Source organism: Stenotrophomonas maltophilia group sp. Smal13, from assembly GCF_030236855.1.
Taxonomy (GTDB): Bacteria; Pseudomonadota; Gammaproteobacteria; order Xanthomonadales; family Xanthomonadaceae; genus Stenotrophomonas; species Stenotrophomonas maltophilia_A.
The window spans coordinates 18,341-35,141 of sequence record NZ_JASJSQ010000005.1 but is presented as its reverse complement, the minus strand read 5'-3'; the positions used below and the strand labels follow the sequence as shown (position 1 = coordinate 35,141).

The 16,801-nt window shown below is 61.3% G+C and carries 17 protein-coding genes; 5 read left to right on the top strand and 12 right to left on the bottom strand.

Annotation, left to right across the window (positions count from 1 at the left end; genetic code table 11):
• Positions 1 to 447: 447 nt before the first annotated feature.
• The 5 genes from QRO95_RS03140 to QRO95_RS03120 all read right to left on the bottom strand — a co-directional run bounded on the left by QRO95_RS03140 (position 448) and on the right by QRO95_RS03120 (position 6,557).
• The gene (locus QRO95_RS03140) at positions 448 to 840 is read right to left on the bottom strand and encodes a hypothetical protein (protein ID WP_033959570.1); all 393 of its coding nucleotides are present in this window, start codon (positions 838 to 840) and stop codon (positions 448 to 450) included.
• A 278-nt stretch (positions 841 to 1,118) separates the two neighbouring features.
• On the bottom strand, positions 1,119 to 1,628 hold the full coding sequence (gene radC, locus QRO95_RS03135) for a DNA repair protein RadC (RefSeq protein ID WP_033959568.1): 510 nt from the start codon (positions 1,626 to 1,628) through the stop codon (positions 1,119 to 1,121).
• Positions 1,629 to 1,996: 368 nt separating this feature from the next.
• On the bottom strand, positions 1,997 to 3,067 hold the full coding sequence (locus QRO95_RS03130; protein WP_033959566.1) for a competence protein ComEC: 1,071 nt from the start codon (positions 3,065 to 3,067) through the stop codon (positions 1,997 to 1,999).
• A gap of 44 nt (positions 3,068 to 3,111) precedes the next feature.
• Positions 3,112 to 5,367, bottom strand: a complete 2,256-nt coding sequence (locus QRO95_RS03125; protein WP_060434318.1) for a ThiF family adenylyltransferase — start codon at positions 5,365 to 5,367, stop codon at positions 3,112 to 3,114.
• Complete coding sequence (locus QRO95_RS03120; protein ID WP_033959564.1) at positions 5,364 to 6,557, bottom strand: hypothetical protein; 1,194 nt, start codon at positions 6,555 to 6,557, stop codon at positions 5,364 to 5,366. Before QRO95_RS03120 ends, QRO95_RS03125 begins: the two co-directional genes overlap by 4 nt.
• Before the next feature lie 90 nt (positions 6,558 to 6,647).
• Between QRO95_RS03120 and QRO95_RS03115 the strand changes: the two genes are divergently transcribed.
• Together QRO95_RS03115 and QRO95_RS03110 are read left to right on the top strand one after the other, a co-directional pair.
• Entirely contained in the window at positions 6,648 to 7,550 is a 903-nt protein-coding gene (locus QRO95_RS03115; RefSeq protein ID WP_285301640.1) for a YafY family protein, read from the top strand.
• Positions 7,551 to 7,556: 6 nt separating this feature from the next.
• Positions 7,557 to 8,345, top strand: a complete 789-nt coding sequence (locus QRO95_RS03110) for a hypothetical protein (protein ID WP_033959559.1) — start codon at positions 7,557 to 7,559, stop codon at positions 8,343 to 8,345.
• An 18-nt stretch (positions 8,346 to 8,363) separates the two neighbouring features.
• Here QRO95_RS03110 and QRO95_RS03105 read toward each other — a convergent pair whose 3' ends face one another.
• The 7 genes from QRO95_RS03105 to dksA form a co-directional block, all read right to left on the bottom strand.
• Positions 8,364 to 9,647 carry a hypothetical protein gene (locus QRO95_RS03105; protein WP_285301639.1) on the bottom strand — a complete coding sequence of 428 codons (1,284 nt, stop codon included), beginning with the start codon at positions 9,645 to 9,647 and terminating at the stop codon, positions 8,364 to 8,366.
• Positions 9,648 to 9,660: 13 nt separating this feature from the next.
• Positions 9,661 to 10,479: a TIGR02391 family protein gene (locus QRO95_RS03100; protein WP_033959555.1), complete on the bottom strand. Its 819-nt coding sequence runs from the start codon at positions 10,477 to 10,479 to the stop codon at positions 9,661 to 9,663.
• A 22-nt stretch (positions 10,480 to 10,501) separates the two neighbouring features.
• Positions 10,502 to 10,804, bottom strand: a complete 303-nt coding sequence (locus QRO95_RS03095; protein ID WP_033959554.1) for a DNA-binding transcriptional regulator — start codon at positions 10,802 to 10,804, stop codon at positions 10,502 to 10,504.
• The gene (locus QRO95_RS03090; protein ID WP_033959552.1) at positions 10,788 to 11,171 is read right to left on the bottom strand and encodes a type II toxin-antitoxin system RelE/ParE family toxin; all 384 of its coding nucleotides are present in this window, start codon (positions 11,169 to 11,171) and stop codon (positions 10,788 to 10,790) included. Before QRO95_RS03090 ends, QRO95_RS03095 begins: the two co-directional genes overlap by 17 nt.
• Positions 11,168 to 11,491 (bottom strand): hypothetical protein, encoded by a 324-nt coding sequence (locus QRO95_RS03085; protein ID WP_060434321.1) that lies wholly within the window; start codon positions 11,489 to 11,491, stop codon positions 11,168 to 11,170. Before QRO95_RS03085 ends, QRO95_RS03090 begins: the two co-directional genes overlap by 4 nt.
• A complete protein-coding gene (locus QRO95_RS03080; RefSeq protein WP_033959547.1) occupies positions 11,488 to 12,687 on the bottom strand; it encodes a site-specific integrase in 1,200 nt (399 codons plus the stop codon). Before QRO95_RS03080 ends, QRO95_RS03085 begins: the two co-directional genes overlap by 4 nt.
• Positions 12,688 to 12,916: 229 nt before the next feature.
• A complete protein-coding gene (gene dksA / locus QRO95_RS03075; protein WP_285301638.1) occupies positions 12,917 to 14,026 on the bottom strand; it encodes an RNA polymerase-binding protein DksA in 1,110 nt (369 codons plus the stop codon).
• 272 nt (positions 14,027 to 14,298) lie between these two features.
• On the opposite strand from dksA, the gene yidD reads away from it, so the two are divergent.
• The 3 genes from yidD to QRO95_RS03060 are packed head-to-tail and all read left to right on the top strand — an operon-like array spanning position 14,299 to position 16,749.
• Positions 14,299 to 14,553: a membrane protein insertion efficiency factor YidD gene (yidD, locus tag QRO95_RS03070; RefSeq protein ID WP_014037867.1), complete on the top strand. Its 255-nt coding sequence runs from the start codon at positions 14,299 to 14,301 to the stop codon at positions 14,551 to 14,553.
• 1 nt (position 14,554) lies between these two features.
• Positions 14,555 to 15,901 carry a dihydroorotase gene (locus tag QRO95_RS03065; protein ID WP_010486624.1) on the top strand — a complete coding sequence of 449 codons (1,347 nt, stop codon included), beginning with the start codon at positions 14,555 to 14,557 and terminating at the stop codon, positions 15,899 to 15,901.
• On the top strand, positions 15,901 to 16,749 hold the full coding sequence (locus tag QRO95_RS03060) for a M23 family metallopeptidase (protein ID WP_049401255.1): 849 nt from the start codon (positions 15,901 to 15,903) through the stop codon (positions 16,747 to 16,749). Before QRO95_RS03065 ends, QRO95_RS03060 begins: the two co-directional genes overlap by 1 nt.
• Positions 16,750 to 16,801 lie beyond the last annotated feature (52 nt).

Sequence of the window (16,801 nt, the reverse complement as noted above, 5' to 3'; positions counted from 1 at the left end):
CGGCCATCCCTATGTGCTGACCGCACGGCAAGCGAAGCGCGCAGGCCCGAAGCTGGAAGCCGGGCTGTAGGCGTCAGCCGAGCGGAGCGAGGGAACGATGGAAGCCCGAAGGGGGCGAGACGCCGCAGGCGGCTCGATGCGAAGCACGACAGCGCGACCGGCCATGTTTCTTGGCCGGGGACGCCCATGCAGTCGTGGAGATGCAGAGTGGATCTTCTGTGGTGGACAAACAGCCTTTGCGGCATTGGTATTGCCGATCCGGCGCAGCCGGTTCGGCTGCATCGAGGAGCGCCAAGCATCGCGCGGCGGGGATAGCCCGCAGGGCTTTCCCCTGGAGGCAAGCGAAGCGCGCAGCGCCGCAGGCGCGAAGAAGCCGGCAACAGGCGCAGCAGAAAAAAAGGTGCGCCGCCCCCGCAGGGACGACGCACCGAAGGCAGCGCGGCGCGATCAGCTCGCCGCCGGCGCCGTCATCGACTGCAACTGCTCGATCACGCCCGGCTCAACGAACACGCAAGCCTGCTCGTCCGCGATCGGCACGTTGAACACCTGCGCGAACACCGTGCGCCGCAGATGGGCCAGCCGGCCCGTGCGGTACGCCTGCTCGGGCTTCATGCGGCCACCAGCCTGCGAGCCGCTGCGCTGCGGATCGCATTCGACCAACGCGACGAAGCCATCGTCGGACAGCTTCTGATGCTCGGGGCACAGGCCCCAGCCGGTCGCCGTGTGGCGCCCCATGCTCGCGCGCAGGCGCTTGTCCAGCAGGATGGCGCCGGTATCGAACGCCGTGCCGCAGACCAGGCAAACGTGCTGTTCGAGGGAAACGTGTGATTTGTCGTTCATGACGATCTCCGGTTGCACGGGCGGAATTGCCCGGAGCCGTCGCCCTCACGGCGCAGCGCAGCAGTCAGGGGTCGAAGACGGCCGCCAGGACGCAAGCGCGCAAGGCGCGCGCAGCCCTTGCACGGCGAGAACGCCGTGATACGGTGAAGGGAACAGCAAGACCGCCACCAATGCGATACACCCACACCTGCCTTTGGCAAGTGCGCAGCACGCGCAGGCCCGCGAGGGCCGGAGCTGCGCCACCGGGCGCAGCAAAAAGGGGGCCGAAGCCCCCTCGATCAGATCAAGCCACGTTCGGCGAAAGACGTGGTGGTGCCGCCCGCCACGATGATGTGATCCAACGTGCGAACGTCCACCAGCGCCAGCGCCTGCCGAAGCTGCGAGGTCATTGCCCTGTCGGCCGCGCTCGGCTCGGGGTTCCCGCTCGGGTGATTGTGCGAAATGATGACCGCCGCCGCGTTGAGCCGCAGCGCCTCCTTCACCACTTCGCGCGGATGAACCTCCGCGCTGTCGATCGTGCCGCGGAACATCTCGGCATAGTCGATCAGCCGATGGCGCGTATCGAGGAACAACACCGCGAAGACTTCGTGCTCGAAGCCGGCCAGCTTGGCGCGCAGGTAGTCCTTGACCGCCGCCGGCGAAGTGAACTCGTCACCGCGCTGCATCTTCTGGTCGATGACCTGGCGCGCGGCTTCGAGAATCTGGTCGGCCGATGCCTGACGGTAGCGCCCGCGCGAGTCACGCAGCATCAACGGGGAATCGAAGGAAGGAATGGACAGTTGCGACATGATCGTGCTCCGGTTGCTCGGGCGGAATTGCCCGGAACCGTCGCCAGCACGGCGCAGCGCAAGCCGTCACAGGGGCGAAGACGGCCACGGCCGCAAGCGTGCGAGCACGCGCAGCCCTTTACGGCGAGAACGCCGTGGTAGGGTGAAAGGGAACAGCAAGACCGCCTACACCCGCCCACTGCCCACACCCGCCTTTGTGCAAGCGGAGTGCGCAGGCCCGCAAGGGCCGAAGGCGTCAGGGATCAAAGCCGGACGACCGCGATTCGGAACGAAGCGCGGGGCGTAGCCCGCGAACCCGACGGCGGTACGCCGAGACGCAAACAATGTAGTCAGCAGAAAATCAAAATGGTGCTGACCTTCTATCGAAGTCAGTTCTCTTGATCTTCGGGATATGGCGCCTGAGGAATCGGCACCCAGCCATCACGGGTGATGCCCGCGCCGATGCGGATGTTCTTGCTTTCAGTTGCCGCCCAGTGCCCGCCCCGGTGCAATACAGCGCGAATCACCGACTTCCGCGGGTGATCCTCGTCCGCTTTGGCGGAGCTGCATATGGCATTCCAGTGGTGATTGTCAGGCATCGCGTCCAAGCGTGGCCCCAGCAATTGATCCAGAATTTCCGTCGAGACGTTGTGCCGACCTCCGTGGTGAGGCACTTGGAAGTATCGAATTCCGGGCAACGTAAGTCCCGCAAAGGGGGCATAGTCGATCACTTCCTGCAACGCTTCTCGTCCGGCATCACCAGTAAGCATAATGCGATGGCCGTTCAGCACAGCCGACTGCACCACACTCATTTCATTCTCCCTACTGGTGGGAGCAGGTGGAAAATACTCCTCGCCCCACAGGGACTTGATATAGGCCGTCGCGGCCTTTACTACCCGGAATAGGCTGCTCAGCGCACTATCCATAGCGCTTTCCTCAACAGCTTCCGGTGTCTTCGATGAATCTACGATCAGGTCAAGATAGCGACCCAAAGTTGGTGCCATCACCATGAATGGGCCAATGCTTTGCCCCTGAAGAGGGGCATGAATGGAAACTCCCTTCTCCAGCGCAATATCCTCAAGAGCTGCCGAAGCATCATAGATGGACCGCAGCTTCCTTCTGAGGGCATCAACTGATTCATAGTTCTCGAAGCGATCAATCAATTGATCCGCGTATATCCATGGCCTGTTGATCCAGAGATTCTTGACTGTGCATTGCTCCAAGACCTTCCGCAGCCCATTGGCGTGGTCGCGATCAGGGTGCGTGAGGATCACATGGTCGATAACAGTTGTTCCGTAATAGGTTTTCAGGTGCTCGACGATCTGATCTCCCGTATCCAGGTATCCGCCGTCAACGACGTGTACGCCCTCAGTGCCATTCACCGAATAGCGTAGCGTGATCGCATCCCCGCTTTTCGCTGTTTCGACGCCTAAAAAATCAATCTCGAAGTAGTCAGCCATAAATCCCCCTCGTGTTTTGCCAAAAAGTGCCGGCGACTTTGTTCTTACCAGCGGTCAACCGCGCACGTGAGTCCTGTCGGAGTCCAGACCAACGACACGGCGGGAAGGCCACCGGCATCCTCTGCGATGCTGCGCAAGGTATTTCGGTCTATCCCTGAATGCGCGCCGCCTTTCGGGTGGCTGTGCCAAGTGCCAATGAAAGCGAGATATCCTAAAGAGGCCGCGTTTGCAGCGCGCAAACTTTGGACAAGCCCACTGGTTCCAAGGACAAAACGAGCGGCCTCGCGAACGCTGTCAGACGGTGCCTCAACAAGGCCTGCAATGGTGATGGTTCGATTTTCAAACGAGATACGGCCAACCAAGGCGCCTCCTGTTTCCACCGCCCCCCAGTGCAGCGCATCAGCATCGATCGCGTGCGCCACAGGGTGCAGAATCCGAATGCTCCAGCCGCCATCGTCCGCTACATCGAGCACAGTGGTCGGGCCAAGGCTGGCACGGCTCCATGCCATGCCAAGGCCTTCGGCGTCCGAGATACCAGCACAAAGCGTCGCTTCCTCCGGAAGCCCATCAACGAGCCAGCGCTCCAGTTGCACTCCAGCCAGTGATGCAGACCGCGAAACAACGGCATCTGACATTGGCATGGTCAGTGAGCGGCAGTTGTCCCCTACAAAAATGCGCGTCGGCTCCGACGTATCACCGGCAATCGACGCACGAAGTTCTGGCACAAACCGGCAGCACTCGAACAAGAAAGCCGTGAGGTCATCAACCCGACCAGCGCGACTTGGCCCTTCAAGCAAAACCGCGACACAACGCCCCTGGCCATACATCACTACCCGTGCCAGTCGAGTTGGGGATTGGTCCAATGCTTCTGATTGCATTTCTGCGGCCAGCACTTGAAGTGAAGCCGTCGTGTCCACGATAAGGGCAGCATCCTGCGGAACAATTGTGGCGAATCTTTCCGGATCGACCAAGAGAGTCACAGCGTCAGCGTCGAACGCGCGCGATTGAAGATGCGACAGTTCCCCAAAGGCCGTCTTCATCAGCGCAGACTTTCGCGGTAGGACCAGCACCGATGCTCGCTCAATGAGTGCATGCCGAGCTGCGTTGTGAGGTGACATGGATTCGTTGTCAACGAAAGTCATTGAGCCGAAACCAGCCCGCCCGAGGTGCATCGCGATTTTTGATCCCACACTACCGCAGCCGAGGATGACCAGCGACTGCGATGTAGCTGCTGACGGGATACCGGATGTCCGTGCCAGCAGCTCGGGAGACAGCGCATGCGCATGAAAGGCGGGGTGAACCGTGGCATTTCGCTCTAGGAGCGACTGAGCGTTGAGTTCATAGCGCACCACATAGGGCAATACCTCGACATTCCGGCCTGGTGATCCAACAAGCGGCGCTGGTCTTTGTACAGTCAGAATCACAATCGCGTACAAACCGTGCACCCAACCACGCGAGTCTTGTTGCATATCCAGAATCGAGCGCCGGTAATAACCCTCCAAGCTTTGGGCTAAAGCGTCACGATCGATACCAAGTTCTGCTGCTCGATCTAGCAGTGTCGTAAGATCGACAACCGTCTCCGGTTGATAGCGTTCGACTACATACGGGTGGCCATCGGTGATTGGTCCCCGCGCAATGAAGGTCGCGGTATGGCCATTCCCCCACTTGCCCAACTTGTCGTTGTGAACGCCTTGGGAAAACACAGGATCGACTTGTGCGCTCAGCTCGTCATCGATGATGGCGTATAGCCCGCCATCAATCGTCACGTAGCTCGCGGAAACCACCAAAACCGCGCCGTCAACGGGGGCGGCGGCCGCGACCTTTTCGGCACTGAAGACAACGGTCGAAGGACAACTGTCTCGCCGCGTCGGTTCCCACCCTTGCTCCAGGTCCAACAACGTTCCGGCAGCAGCCTTGTGCAGCCAATCAACCAACTGATCGACAATGGCGTCGAGACCAAACCGATGCAGCAGTTCGTTCAAAGATCCTTCGAACAGGCATGGCGAAACCAACTCGCCTTCGCGATGGGGGTTTATGTGTGGCAAGTTGAGTGGGAAGTCCGCACGCAAGAAGGGCTTGGGCGCGGATAGGGGCCAGTCACCGCCGAATACCAGAACGCATGTCTCGACGGCACGCACCCCGGTTTCGGAGACGCCGCTACGCCGAGACCTGTTTGGCAGTTGCACGGCAACATCGACCTCTATCTGCGTCGATGCACCGATTACCTTTGGTTCGCCAACGCGGGTCAAGCCCCGATGTCGCTGAAGTTTATGCAGTGCGTCTGCGATAGCGTCCGTCATGATGCCCCGTGCGGCATGGGAGTTCGCGCGGAGGTGATCACGGCGGCGGCCTTCGATCCAGCTTCCTTCTTCGAGGGGGGCTGCACACCTTGGGAAGTGACGGTGAAAACGAGGGGCTCCACAGATTTCTCGCTCGGGTACTCGCCCGTGCAGTAGAACTCACCTTTTGCTTCCTCCACGATTTCTACATATTCACGCTTTGCACGGATGCAGGGCGGATCGCTGTCATCAGCTTTGATGGGCTTGCAACTTGCGACGATGACGGCGCCGTCACGGGTCTGTGAGAGCGCCTTTCTTGCATCTGCATCCAGTTTTGCTTTTTCTCCGCACTTCGACCAACTGTCATAGGACAAAGAGTGCCAAGAGCAATGATGAGGTGTCTGCATGATGTCGTACTCCAGCACCTCAGTCTCGGCCTCATGGCGCTGCCATTGGCGGTTCCAGATGAATACTTCAGCATCCCCGCCAGTAAGAAACTTCGCGCCATCTGGTGTCGCTGCATCGGCAGCTAATGTGAAGTTCAGGATCACACTGGACTGATTTTTGACCAGGCACTCTTCCTCTTCCTCATCGTCCTTGGCCTCCAAAGGTGCAAGAAGAAACGCAGAGAAGAATGCAGAACTCTTGCCGTTGATCGTAGAGAAGCGCGTATCGACCTTCCGCACGATGGAGGTGAGGTCATCGGTCTTTCCATTGATGTCCTCCCCCATGATCTGGATGCGATCACCGGACCCAACGGTGAAGTTTTTGTCTCGATTCAACTGAACACGTCGGCGCGCCTCGGTAGCCCAAGCCTTCGCGTCATCACACAAGGTGAGGGTCTTGCTCGCACGGCGAAACACAATGGGAGACGACCACATCTCGCGAATGACGATCTTCTTGTCCTTGTCGTCCTTCTTGTCGTCCGGGTACTTATCCAACTCGCCCAAGTAGAAGTGACGAGTCAGCCCTCGGCAGTGGTCGTCGTCGGGGTGGCTCAGCAGGAAGGCATCAACATATGGTCTGCCGTTTTCATCCTTCTTCAGTCGATCGCGCAGGTCCTTGGCGACATCACGCGCCTCCCCCTCTGGATCGTCGGCATCTTGTCGGATGTTTACGTCGATCAGCAGGGTGGTGGCATCAAGATCACCGAACTTGATGAGGGTCATGTCCCCGTTGTCAACGGGGAAAAAGGTGATGGTGGTGGGCACTTGGGGTCTCCGAGTAGACGACTGAGGAGTGATCGCGTATAGTTAATGTACGACTATTTTTTCGATCCGTCTACTTTTTAGGCGCTACTGATGCAAACCCCCCCCGTTGCTACTGCCGAACCTGTTGAGCCCAAGGGGCTGAGCTGGGGGCTGGAGAGCAGACTTCAATTCATCGATTTTCGGTTGCGCTGGGAGCGGCGCATCAATCGAATGGATCTTACTGAGTACTTCGGCATATCAGTGCCTCAAGCGTCACTTGACATTGCCAAGTACACAGAACTGGCACCGAACAATCTGACATACGACCGCAGCTCCAAGACCTACACGGCAGCGCCGAGTTTTCGTCCGCTTTACCAGCGAAGCTCTGCACAACGTTATCTGGCAGAACTGTTGGCAACCAAGATGGGGGTGGTTGAGTCAACTGCCAGCTTTATCGGATCCGCGCCGGAGACAGATTGGGCTCCTTCCCCCTGGCGCACCATCGACGAGCAGACTGTCGAATTGGTGGTTCGTGCAATACGGCAGCAGGAAGCTATTCGAGTCAGTTACCAGTCCATGACGTCCTTGAACGAGTCAATTCGCCTGTTGTCGCCACACGCTCTTGGCTACGATGGCTTTCGTTGGCACGTGCGCGCGTTTTGCCACAAGCGCCAGCGTTTCAGCGATTTCGTCCTCGCTCGAATCCTTCGCATCGATGGTATAGAGCCGAGCCAAGTGGACTTCAGTCAGGATACGCATTGGCATACTGTGCTGACACTGATCCTTGCGCCACACCCCGACTTACCGGCGGCCAAGAAACGAGTGTTGGAGTTGGACTACGGCATGGAAGACGGGCAGGTCAAGCTTCCGTGCCGTCAAGCATTCCTTTACTACACACTAAGACGTTTGGGCTTGCACACCAAGGAAGCACCAGATCCGCTCGCACAACAGATCGCGCTGAAAAATCGTGACGATATTCAACCCTACATCGATGCCCTTACGGCACAGGCTTGACTCCGTATGACAACAATTTTTGAACTGGTCAAGGACCCTTATGAGCGCAAGGCGCGGGTTGTTCCTGGGCTTCTTGTGGCCTTGCCGGTACTGGTTCCGTTGTTGTGCGTCTACGGAGCCAAGCATCCTGTGCTTACGAGTGTGATTGGCCTGCTTGGTGGCTGTGGGGCCATTTATGCACTTGCGAGCGTTGCCCGTGGCCGCGGTAAGAAACTCGAAGAAACCTTAGTTGCCAAGTGGGGGGGCATGCCCACCACCATTGCACTGCGCCACCGCGACAGGTTTCTCGATGGTGTCAGCAAGCAGCGCTACCACACGGCGATCACTGCCAAACTTGGCATCGCGATGCCAACAGCGGAAGAAGAGTTGGCAGCCCCTGAACAGGCAGACGACACGTACATAGGGGCAACCAAACGACTTCGCGAACTCACGCGCTCGAACAAGCAGCTCTTGCTGAAGGAGAACATCGCGTATGGATTCCATCGCAACATGTTGGCGATGAAGCCCGTCGGTGTCGCGTCGTGTCTCGTGGGCATCCTTTACGGACTTTTGATCGCAAAGGTCCTACGGGTAGCACCGCCTCACTTCAACCCAATGAATTTTGCTGATCCAGGGCTCGCAGCCGGCTTGACACTACTCATTTCCCTAGCGCTGCTTGCCGCTTGGCTGCTGTATTTCGATCAGGATTCTGTCAGGCGAATGGGCTTCGTCTACGCAGAACGCCTATTCGAGTGCTTGCCATCTTTGTCTTCTTCGGCCCCTCGGAAAAAAGCGCAAAAAACAGCTATAGATTGAAATTCAGTATGGGAATGGTCACGCCTCTTGGCTGGTTGCCGCGTGATTGCGATGCAGGTCCGAAACCACCGCGATCAACCTGTTGATCGGTTCAGACAGTCGCTTGGGCAATACGCGGTGCTGGGTATGAGTTTTCAGGTCGGCGATCCAGCGATGCGCAACCCATACATCTTCTTCGGGGTGGTTGTTGTCCACACCGTTGCAATACTTGTAGCCAACCAGCGCATCGGTGCGCGACAGCAGAACGCGCGCCATCGTCATGTGGAAGCGATGAGCCTGGAGATCAGCCGGACCTTTTGGTCGCGGAAGAGTCAGACGCAGGCATCGTTGGTCGTTGAATTCAGCCCAGTCGGGGCCAACCACTTGTCCGGCGCGTTCCAGCATCTTGCGCGACTGTTCGTTCTTGCCATTGACCAGGGCAACGGCGACCGTACCCTTCGAGTACTCCAGCTTTTCGGCCAGCGCGTTCATCCAGCGCACCAGCTTGTTTAGAGTGTTGTCGTCCGCAAACACCAGAAACTGGTGGCGCTGTTCATCGTCGAGAAATGCCGGTAGCTGCGCGTAGAGGGGGTACAGCAGATCATGCAGGTAGATGTAGGTCTGCCGGCGCCCTTGCTCATGACTCCGCGTGGTTGCGGTCAGCACCTTCTGCGCCCATTCTGGTGTGAGTTCTGCCAGCGTCATCTCAGTAATGTCGATGGAGATGAGGGGGAATCCGAGCGATTTTCCGATTAGCGCCTTGCGCCCATCAAAGGCATGCCTGAGTTCGATTTCGACGCCCCCCAGCACCATCGGCTCGGTCTGGACAGGCGGCCCGATCACGGCAACGTCGAGTCGGAATTTGCTGCCGAATGGTGTCTCCAGCGGGTGCTCGATCGCCACCCGATCGGCGCCGAGCAGCAAGTTGCCTTCCAGCGGATAGTCAGACGCATCCGCGTCCTTGAACGCCCAAGGCATTGCAAGTCCGGCGTTCAAGCGTCGGGCTAGTTCAGCTGCGACAAGTTCCTTCGCACGTCGGTGTTCAGCGCTTTCCTGCACTGTGCGCCACCGGCTGGCTTCTTCATCATCGAAGTGCGCTTTTGGGTTATAGGTGTGCTGGGCAGGAAGCATCCGGAAATGGGATCGCCGGCACAGCTTCCCGCTTTCAAAGGATGGGCTGACCCATGTCACCATCTGCCGTGATGCGCCGGGAGATACCAGGGGCCACAGCTTGCGCGCATGTTCCCGGCTGCGAACGTCGCGCGCGGCGATCGTGGTCTGAAAGATCCCTTTCCGAGAGAAGACAACGATCGCCTCGTCCATTCTTCTCTTTCCGTTATTGCGATACGGCGGCGACTTTCGTGGCGCCATCCAGCTTGCGGTGGATCAGCGACACCAGCGTCAGAATGTCCAGTGCGTCCTGCTCGGACATAGGCCAATTCGTCTTGGGTGCATGGGCCAGCGGATTGCGCACGGCGCCAAAGAGGCCGATCAGCAGGTTAGCAAAGCCTTTCTGCTCGCTCTTTTCGGACTCGGTGGTGAGCGATCCCAAGGTGAGAACGGGTTGCTGGCCTGCGAATGCCTTGCTCACTAGGTCGGCGCCATCGCCGTTCAGGCCCGACAGCAGGCGAATCCGCTCCGCAACACCTTTCGTTGCCTCGAACACGGCATGGAAGTAGTTTTCGTCCAGCAGCTCGGCACGGCAATAGTTCAGCACTTCCGCGTGGACGACGCGGCTTTCGAGCGCAGCCTTTAGTCGTCCAACTCGGGCACACGCGGCATCAAGCGTCGTGGCCTTGTCGGCGTGCCCAACCTTACCGTCTTCGCGCACGTAGAAGCCGGAGAAGGCCAGGACGACATTGAGTTCGTCGCGCCGCCAGGTGAACGTCGCGGGGTCGCGGGCGTAGTTCACCGGGTTCATCGCGCGATTGATGAACATGATGAGATGGTTCCCGATCTGATGCCGGTTCTGCGCGCCAGCCAACGCATTGAACAACCGCTTCCATTTGGTGATGCCGGGCGACGTGTCAGCAACCTCTATTTCTTGCAGCAGGCGCTCGATCTGCGTTCCGCTCAGGCCCCGCTCAGTATCTGCAAGCACACGGCAAGCGGCTTCAAGATTCTGTGAGCTGAAAGGGTCAATTCGCGTCGCCAATGCCTGTCTCCCTCGTCAGGCATCAGATGATGGCCTGCAAGCCCTTGTCTGCAATGACGTTGAGCAGCTTGAGGGCCGGACCGGCCGGGCGAGTCTCGCCTTGCTCCCATTTGCGCACCGTCGAGGCTGTGGTGTGCAGGTGAAGCGCGAACACCGGCTGGCTGAATTTCAAGGCTTTGCGCAGGCGTTTGATGTCGGCAGCACCGAACTCCCGCACCGGTGGCGGGCAGATCGCGTCGAACTTGCGCATCGTCACCTTGCTGATCGCGCCCACTTCGTGGAGCGCAGCCAGGTCGCCACGCAGCGATTCAATGATCTTGCTCACAATGCACCTCCAATAACACGCCGGTCTGCAATGCTTTCGACAGGGCTTCCGCGGACAGTTCCAAGAACACCTTGCCTGCGAATTGCAGCGCCTTCTTTTCGTCCTGCGTGATGTTCGCCTTGTCGTTCTTCGGGAACCCATACAGGAACACGTAGCGGTTGCCGATCCTGGCCGATACCAGCGTGCGGTAGCCGCCGCTCTTGCCTCCGCCGGGGCGGGCCACCCGCTTCTTGTAGAGGGAGCCGCCCAAGTCCGCGTCGATCAGACCGCTTTCCATCTCTTGAACCGCCTTGCACAACGCGGCATCGGGCAGCTTCTCGCCCGACTGCCAGCGTGCAAAGTCCTTGCGCTTCAGGATGTCCGTCATTTCGACCTCCAAACTATACCCGAAACGGGCATACTTTTCCAGTCTCCGGTGTAGCACCTAGATAGAAGGGATGACCCGCCCGATTGTCGTGACGCCGGCACGACAATCGGAGCCGACGGGACGGGATGCCGGCCACCGGTCACGCGGGCATCCATGGCCGAAATCAATAGCGCATAGGCCGACCATGGCAGCGCGAAGACCTTGGCTAGCTCGGCGAGGCCGAATTTCCCAGACTCTGTCTGGGAAATCGCGGAACGGGGATAGTCGGCCGGCAAGGCGGCGGGAGGTTTCCCCGCCACTGAAAGCGTCTTCTTGCTCATGCCGTGGCCTCCGCAGGGCGCCGCGCGCCCGTGATGGCCTGCCGCCGGCTGGCCACCAGTTCGGCCGCATCGCGCACCGGCTTGTCCTCGGTGTGGACATAGTGCATGAACATCGCCACGGTCTTGTGGCCCGTCAGCTTCATGCCTACCTTGGTCGGCACGCCCGAATTGGCAATGTCGGTGGTCGAGCGATGGCGGATGCCGTGCGTGCCGACGTGCGGGACGCCGGCGGCCTTGAGCACCCGGCACCAGCCGCCGTAGTGCTCGCCAAAGGTCAGGTGCTTGGTCGGGTCGTTGGGCGACGGCAGGACATAGGGGCAGCCCTCCCGGCGCGGCGCCGTCGAAAACAGCCGGTAGGCTTCCGCGCTCATGGGCTTTGAAAGTCCGCCGGTCTTGCTGTCGGGCCAGACCACGCGCCGGTTCTCCAGATCGACCCAATCCCATTCGAGCGTGCAGATTTCGGAGCGGCGGCCAGCGAACTCGAATTGCAAGCGGATCGCCAGCGGGATGACGTAGTTCTCCAGTCCTTCCGCCTCCAGCTTCTCCAGATGGCGGAAGATCAGCGCCAGTTCGTCGTCCACGATGAGCCGGGTTTCCTCGCCGGGCGGGTACATCGGGACGTGGCGGCACGGGTTCGTGCCGTCCGGGCGATAGCCCCACACTTCGGCCAGGTTGAACATCTTGCGCAGCACGCCGAAGGCGTTGTTCGCCTCGGCCGGCTTGTAGGCCAGCTTTTCCATCAGCCCGGCAATGTCGGGCCGCTTCACGTCCTGCACCTTCTTGCGGCCGATCAGCGGGACGATGCAGCGGTCGATGACGGCCTGGTAGCCGCGCTGCGTGCTGGGCTTGTTGCGCTTCTTGGAGTAGTCCTCCATGAACTTCTTGCACAGCGCTTCGACCGTGGGCGCCTTGCGCGCCTCGGCCTTGGCGCCGCCGGGGTCGCCGCCCCGGCGAACCTCGGCCAGCCAGTCCTGCGCCATGACGCGGGCCTGCTCCACGGTCAGTTCCCCGAACAGGCCCAGCGAGGGCTTGCGGGGCTGCCCGGAGTTCGTGCGGTACTGGAGCATGAACACCCGGCGGCCCCTCGGGGTAATCTTGCACAGGAAGCCCGGCACCACGGTATCCCGTAGTTCGATGTCCTTGGCCTGGGGTTGCGCTGACTCTACGGCGGTCTTGGTGAGCTTGATCTTTGCCATGATGACTCCTTGGAACGACCCGGATTCCAAGAGCCAGATAGGAGCGGCGCGAGGGAAAACCGGGTCAAGTTTCAGAAAGCACCGGCATATGATGGACGCGCGTAAGCTCTTGATAAACCTGCTGTATCGAGCTACGGCGCAGTCCAGCGAAGTACCGGGCTGGAGTCATCGTCAAACAAAAAACCCGGCCGAGGCCGGGTTTTTCGCATGACCAGACAACGATCAGGAATCAGTCGCCCTGCTGCTTCTGCAGGTGCTCCCAGCGCTCCTGGGCGTCGATGGTGCGTTCGGCGGTGAGGCGCGCTTCCAGGCGCTCCAGGCCGATTTCTTCGCCGGTGTCGACGCAGTAACCGTAGTCGCCGGCTTCCAGGCGCTTCAGGGTGCTGTCGATCTTGCCGATCAGCTTGCGGTAGCGGTCACGGGTACGCAGTTCCAGCGAGTTTTCGGTCTCGCGGGTCGCGCGCTCGGCTTCGTCGCCGATGTCACGCACTTCCTCGCGCAGGTTCTCGATGGTCTGCTTGGACTCTTCCACCAGGTCCGCGCGCCAGTTCTGCAGGCGCTGACGGAAATACTCCTGCTGCAGCGGGCTCATGTATTCCTCTTCCGAGGACGGCTTGTAGCCAGCCGGCAGGATCGGGCGGCCGGTGGCCTCGTCGGTCTTGTACTCGACCACCTTGTACTTGCTGCGCGGGGCCGGTGCCGCCGAGCGGGCGGCGACGGCCACGGCAACCTTGCCGACAGGGCGCGACACGGTCTTCGGGGCGGAATCGGATTTCACGGCGGTTTTGGCAGGCGATTTCGAAACGGGCACGGGATTCTTGGATTGCGGGGCCTTCGAAGCAGCAGGAGCGGCGGCCGGGGCCGGCTTGGGGGCCGGTTGGGCTGCTGCCACTGCCACGGTCTTGGCCGGGACAGGCTTGGCCGGAGCCGGCTTGGGGGCAGGCTTCGGTGCGGACTTCACTACGGGGGCCGGGGTCGGCTTTGCGGCCGGCGCGGCAACATTCTTGGTGACTTTCTTTACAGCGGCAGGCGTGGCCACCGGTTTAGCCGCAGCAACCTTCTTCGCTGCAGGTTTGGCGACCGGCTTGGCCGCAGCCTTCTTCACCACCGCCTTCGGCGCCGGCTTGGCTGCTGCCTTCTTCGCCACCGGCTTGGTTGCCTTGACCGGCGTTTTCTTTGCGGTGGCCTTCCTGGCCGCCGGTTGCGAGGACGCTGCCTTGGTCGCCGGCTTGCTGGCCGGTTTCTTGGCAACGGGCTTTGCCGCCAACTTCTTCACAACAGGCTTGGCGGTTTTCTTGGCGGCCGTTGCGGCCTTCTTTGCAGTTTTTTTAGCAGCCACGAAACGCTCTTCCTTGGATTCCCCGGGGCCCGGGAAAGCGGGCCTTTATAGCCTACCCGACCCGCAGCAGCAACCTCGACCCCCTGCTCCATTCAGTCCTGGAGTCAAGGCGCCCTTGGAGGCAGTCCGACGAACACGGACCGCCTTGCGCGGTACGGAACCTGGCCAGCACCCGAAGGTACTGGTACCGGTCGCAGGCCATCGGCGACATGCGACCAACGGCCCATCCTGCACAAATGCGGCCTTCATGCCAACTGGCATAAGATGACTGGGTGATCTCGCGCCTGCTCATTGCCCTGCTGCGCTTCTACAAGCGCTTCATCAGCCCCCTGCTGGGGCCTCGCTGCCGTTTCGTGCCGAGCTGTTCTGAATACGCGATGGACGCCATCTCGCGGCACGGCCCGCTGCGCGGAAGCTGGCTGGCTGCGCGCCGGCTGGGCCGCTGCCACCCGTTCCATCCCGGCGGCTTCGACCCCGTGCCCGAGTCCCCCAACGCCCCCTCTTGCCGTTGCACAGGAAAACACTGACATGTCCTCCACCCTCATCACCAACGCCCGCATGGTCAACGAAGGCCGCACCTTCGACGGCGACCTGCGCATCGAGAACGGCCGCATCGCGCAGATCGGCAACGGGCTGGCGCCGCGCGACGGCGAGCAGGTGGTGGACGCAGCCGGACGCTGGTTGCTTCCGGGCATGATCGACGACCAGGTGCACTTCCGCGAACCGGGCCTGACCCACAAGGGCGACATCGCCAGCGAATCGGCAGCTGCGGTGGCCGGTGGCCTGACCAGCTTCATGGACATGCCCAACACCAATCCGCCGACACTGGATTCGACCATCCTGGAAGCCAAATACGAGCTCGCGCGCGGCCGCGCCTGGGCCAACTACGGCTTCTACCACGGCGCCAGCAATGACAACCTGGATGCCATCCGTGCGCTGGACCCGAAGAAGGCCCCGGGCGTGAAGGTGTTCATGGGCGCCTCTACCGGCAACATGCTGGTCGACAATCCGGAAACGCTGGACGCGATCTTCCGCGAATGCCCGACGCCGATCATCACGCACTGCGAAGACACGCCGATGATCGACGCCAACCTGAAGGCCTTCCAGGAGAAATACGGCGACGCGCTGACCCCGGACATGCATCCGGACATCCGCTCGCGCGAGGCCTGCATCAAGTCGACCCGCCTGGCGATGTCGCTGGCGCGCAAGCACGGCACCCGCCTGCATGTGCTGCATATCTCCACCGCCGACGAGTTGGCGCTGTTCGAGAAGGGCCCGCTGATCCGCGCCGACGGCAGCCGCAAGCAGATCACCGCCGAAACCTGCGTGCACTTCCTGCACTTCGCGCGCCCGGACTATGCGACCAAGGGCAACCTGATCAAGTGCAACCCGGCGATCAAGGAAGTGTCCGACCGCGAGGCGATCACCGCCGCGCTGGCCGACGACGTGCTGGACGTGCTGGCCACCGACCACGCGCCGCACACCTGGGAAGAGAAGCAGAAGCCCTACGCACAGGCGCCGTCGGGCCTGCCGCTGGTGCAGTACGCGCTGGTGGCCGCGCTGGAACGCGTGCACGAAGGCAAGCTGACCCGCGAGCAGGTGGTGCAGAAGTTCGCGCATGCGCCGGCACAGCTGTTCGACGTGGAAGAACGTGGCTTCCTGCGCGAGGGTTACTTCGCCGACCTGGTGCTGGTCGAGGACGTGCCGTTCACGGTCAAGCGCGAGGACGTGCTGTCCAAGTGCGGCTGGTCGCCGTTTGAAGGCACGACCTTCCGTTCGCGCGTGGCCTCCACCTGGGTCAATGGCCAACTGGTGTGGGACGGCAGCAAACTGGTGGGCGAGCCGGCCGGCCAGCGCATGACCTACGACCGCTGATGCGCTCCGCACTTCTGATCGGGGCGCTGCTGCTGGCCGCGCCCCTGTTCACCGCACCGTCGGCGCAGGCACAGGACGGCATCGGCAGCCTGATCGACAGCCGCGTGGTGTTCCCGGCCAGCGCATCGCAGGGCGCACTGGTGATCGGCAAGGTACCCGCCGGCAGCCGCGTGCAGTACGCCGGCCGCCAACTGCGGGTGAGCGGCTATGGCAGCGTGGTGTTCGGCATCGGCCGCGACGAGAAGGGTCCGCTGCGCGTGCAGGTGCAACGCCCTGACGGTGGCAGCGAGACCGCGACCATTGCGGTGACCCCGCGCGACTGGCCCACCGAGCGGGTCAACGGCGTGCCGCCGAAGACGGTCAACCCGCCGCCGGCGATTGCCGAGCGGATCAAGCGCGAACAGGCACAGGTGACCGCCGCGCGTGCCCGCGATGACGATCGCACCGACTTCACCCAGACCTTCATCTGGCCGGTGCAGGGCCGCATCAGCGGCCGCTTCGGCAACGCACGCGTGTACAACGGACAGCCCGGCGCAGGTCATTCCGGCATGGACATCGCGGTACCGACCGGCACGCCGGTGAAGGCGCCGGCGGCCGGCATCGTCACCTTCGCCGGCCCCGACCTGTACCTGACCGGCGGCACGCTGCTGCTCGACCACGGTTTCGGTGTCAGCTCCAACTTCCTGCACCTGTCGCGCATCGACGTAAAAGTTGGCGACCGTGTGGAACAGGGCCAGGTGATCGCTGCGGTCGGCGCCACCGGTCGTGCCACCGGCCCGCACCTGCACTGGGGCATGAACTGGTTCGATACCCGTATCGATCCGTTACTGGTGCTGGAACGGAAGTAACGCGCGACGAACGGCCGCCGGGCATGGCCCGGCGCTACCCGATTACCGCGCC

Bases quoted from the DNA above. Each gene is read 5' to 3' on its own strand.
- QRO95_RS03090 (WP_033959552.1), bottom strand. From the start codon at position 11,171: ATGACGGACATCCTGAAGCGCAAGGACTTTGCACGCTGGCAGTCGGGC.
- QRO95_RS03110 (WP_033959559.1), top strand. From the start codon at position 7,557: ATGACAACAATTTTTGAACTGGTCAAGGACCCTTATGAGCGCAAGGCG.
- QRO95_RS03105 (WP_285301639.1), bottom strand. From the start codon at position 9,647: ATGGACGAGGCGATCGTTGTCTTCTCTCGGAAAGGGATCTTTCAGACC.
- radC (WP_033959568.1), bottom strand. From the start codon at position 1,628: ATGTCGCAACTGTCCATTCCTTCCTTCGATTCCCCGTTGATGCTGCGT.
- QRO95_RS03080 (WP_033959547.1), bottom strand. From the start codon at position 12,687: ATGGCAAAGATCAAGCTCACCAAGACCGCCGTAGAGTCAGCGCAACCC.
- QRO95_RS03065 (WP_010486624.1), top strand. From the start codon at position 14,555: ATGTCCTCCACCCTCATCACCAACGCCCGCATGGTCAACGAAGGCCGC.
- QRO95_RS03085 (WP_060434321.1), bottom strand. From the start codon at position 11,491: ATGAGCAAGAAGACGCTTTCAGTGGCGGGGAAACCTCCCGCCGCCTTG.
- QRO95_RS03140 (WP_033959570.1), bottom strand. From the start codon at position 840: ATGAACGACAAATCACACGTTTCCCTCGAACAGCACGTTTGCCTGGTC.
- QRO95_RS03130 (WP_033959566.1), bottom strand. From the start codon at position 3,067: ATGGCTGACTACTTCGAGATTGATTTTTTAGGCGTCGAAACAGCGAAA.
- QRO95_RS03060 (WP_049401255.1), top strand. From the start codon at position 15,901: ATGCGCTCCGCACTTCTGATCGGGGCGCTGCTGCTGGCCGCGCCCCTG.
- QRO95_RS03125 (WP_060434318.1), bottom strand. From the start codon at position 5,367: ATGACGGACGCTATCGCAGACGCACTGCATAAACTTCAGCGACATCGG.
- QRO95_RS03115 (WP_285301640.1), top strand. From the start codon at position 6,648: ATGCAAACCCCCCCCGTTGCTACTGCCGAACCTGTTGAGCCCAAGGGG.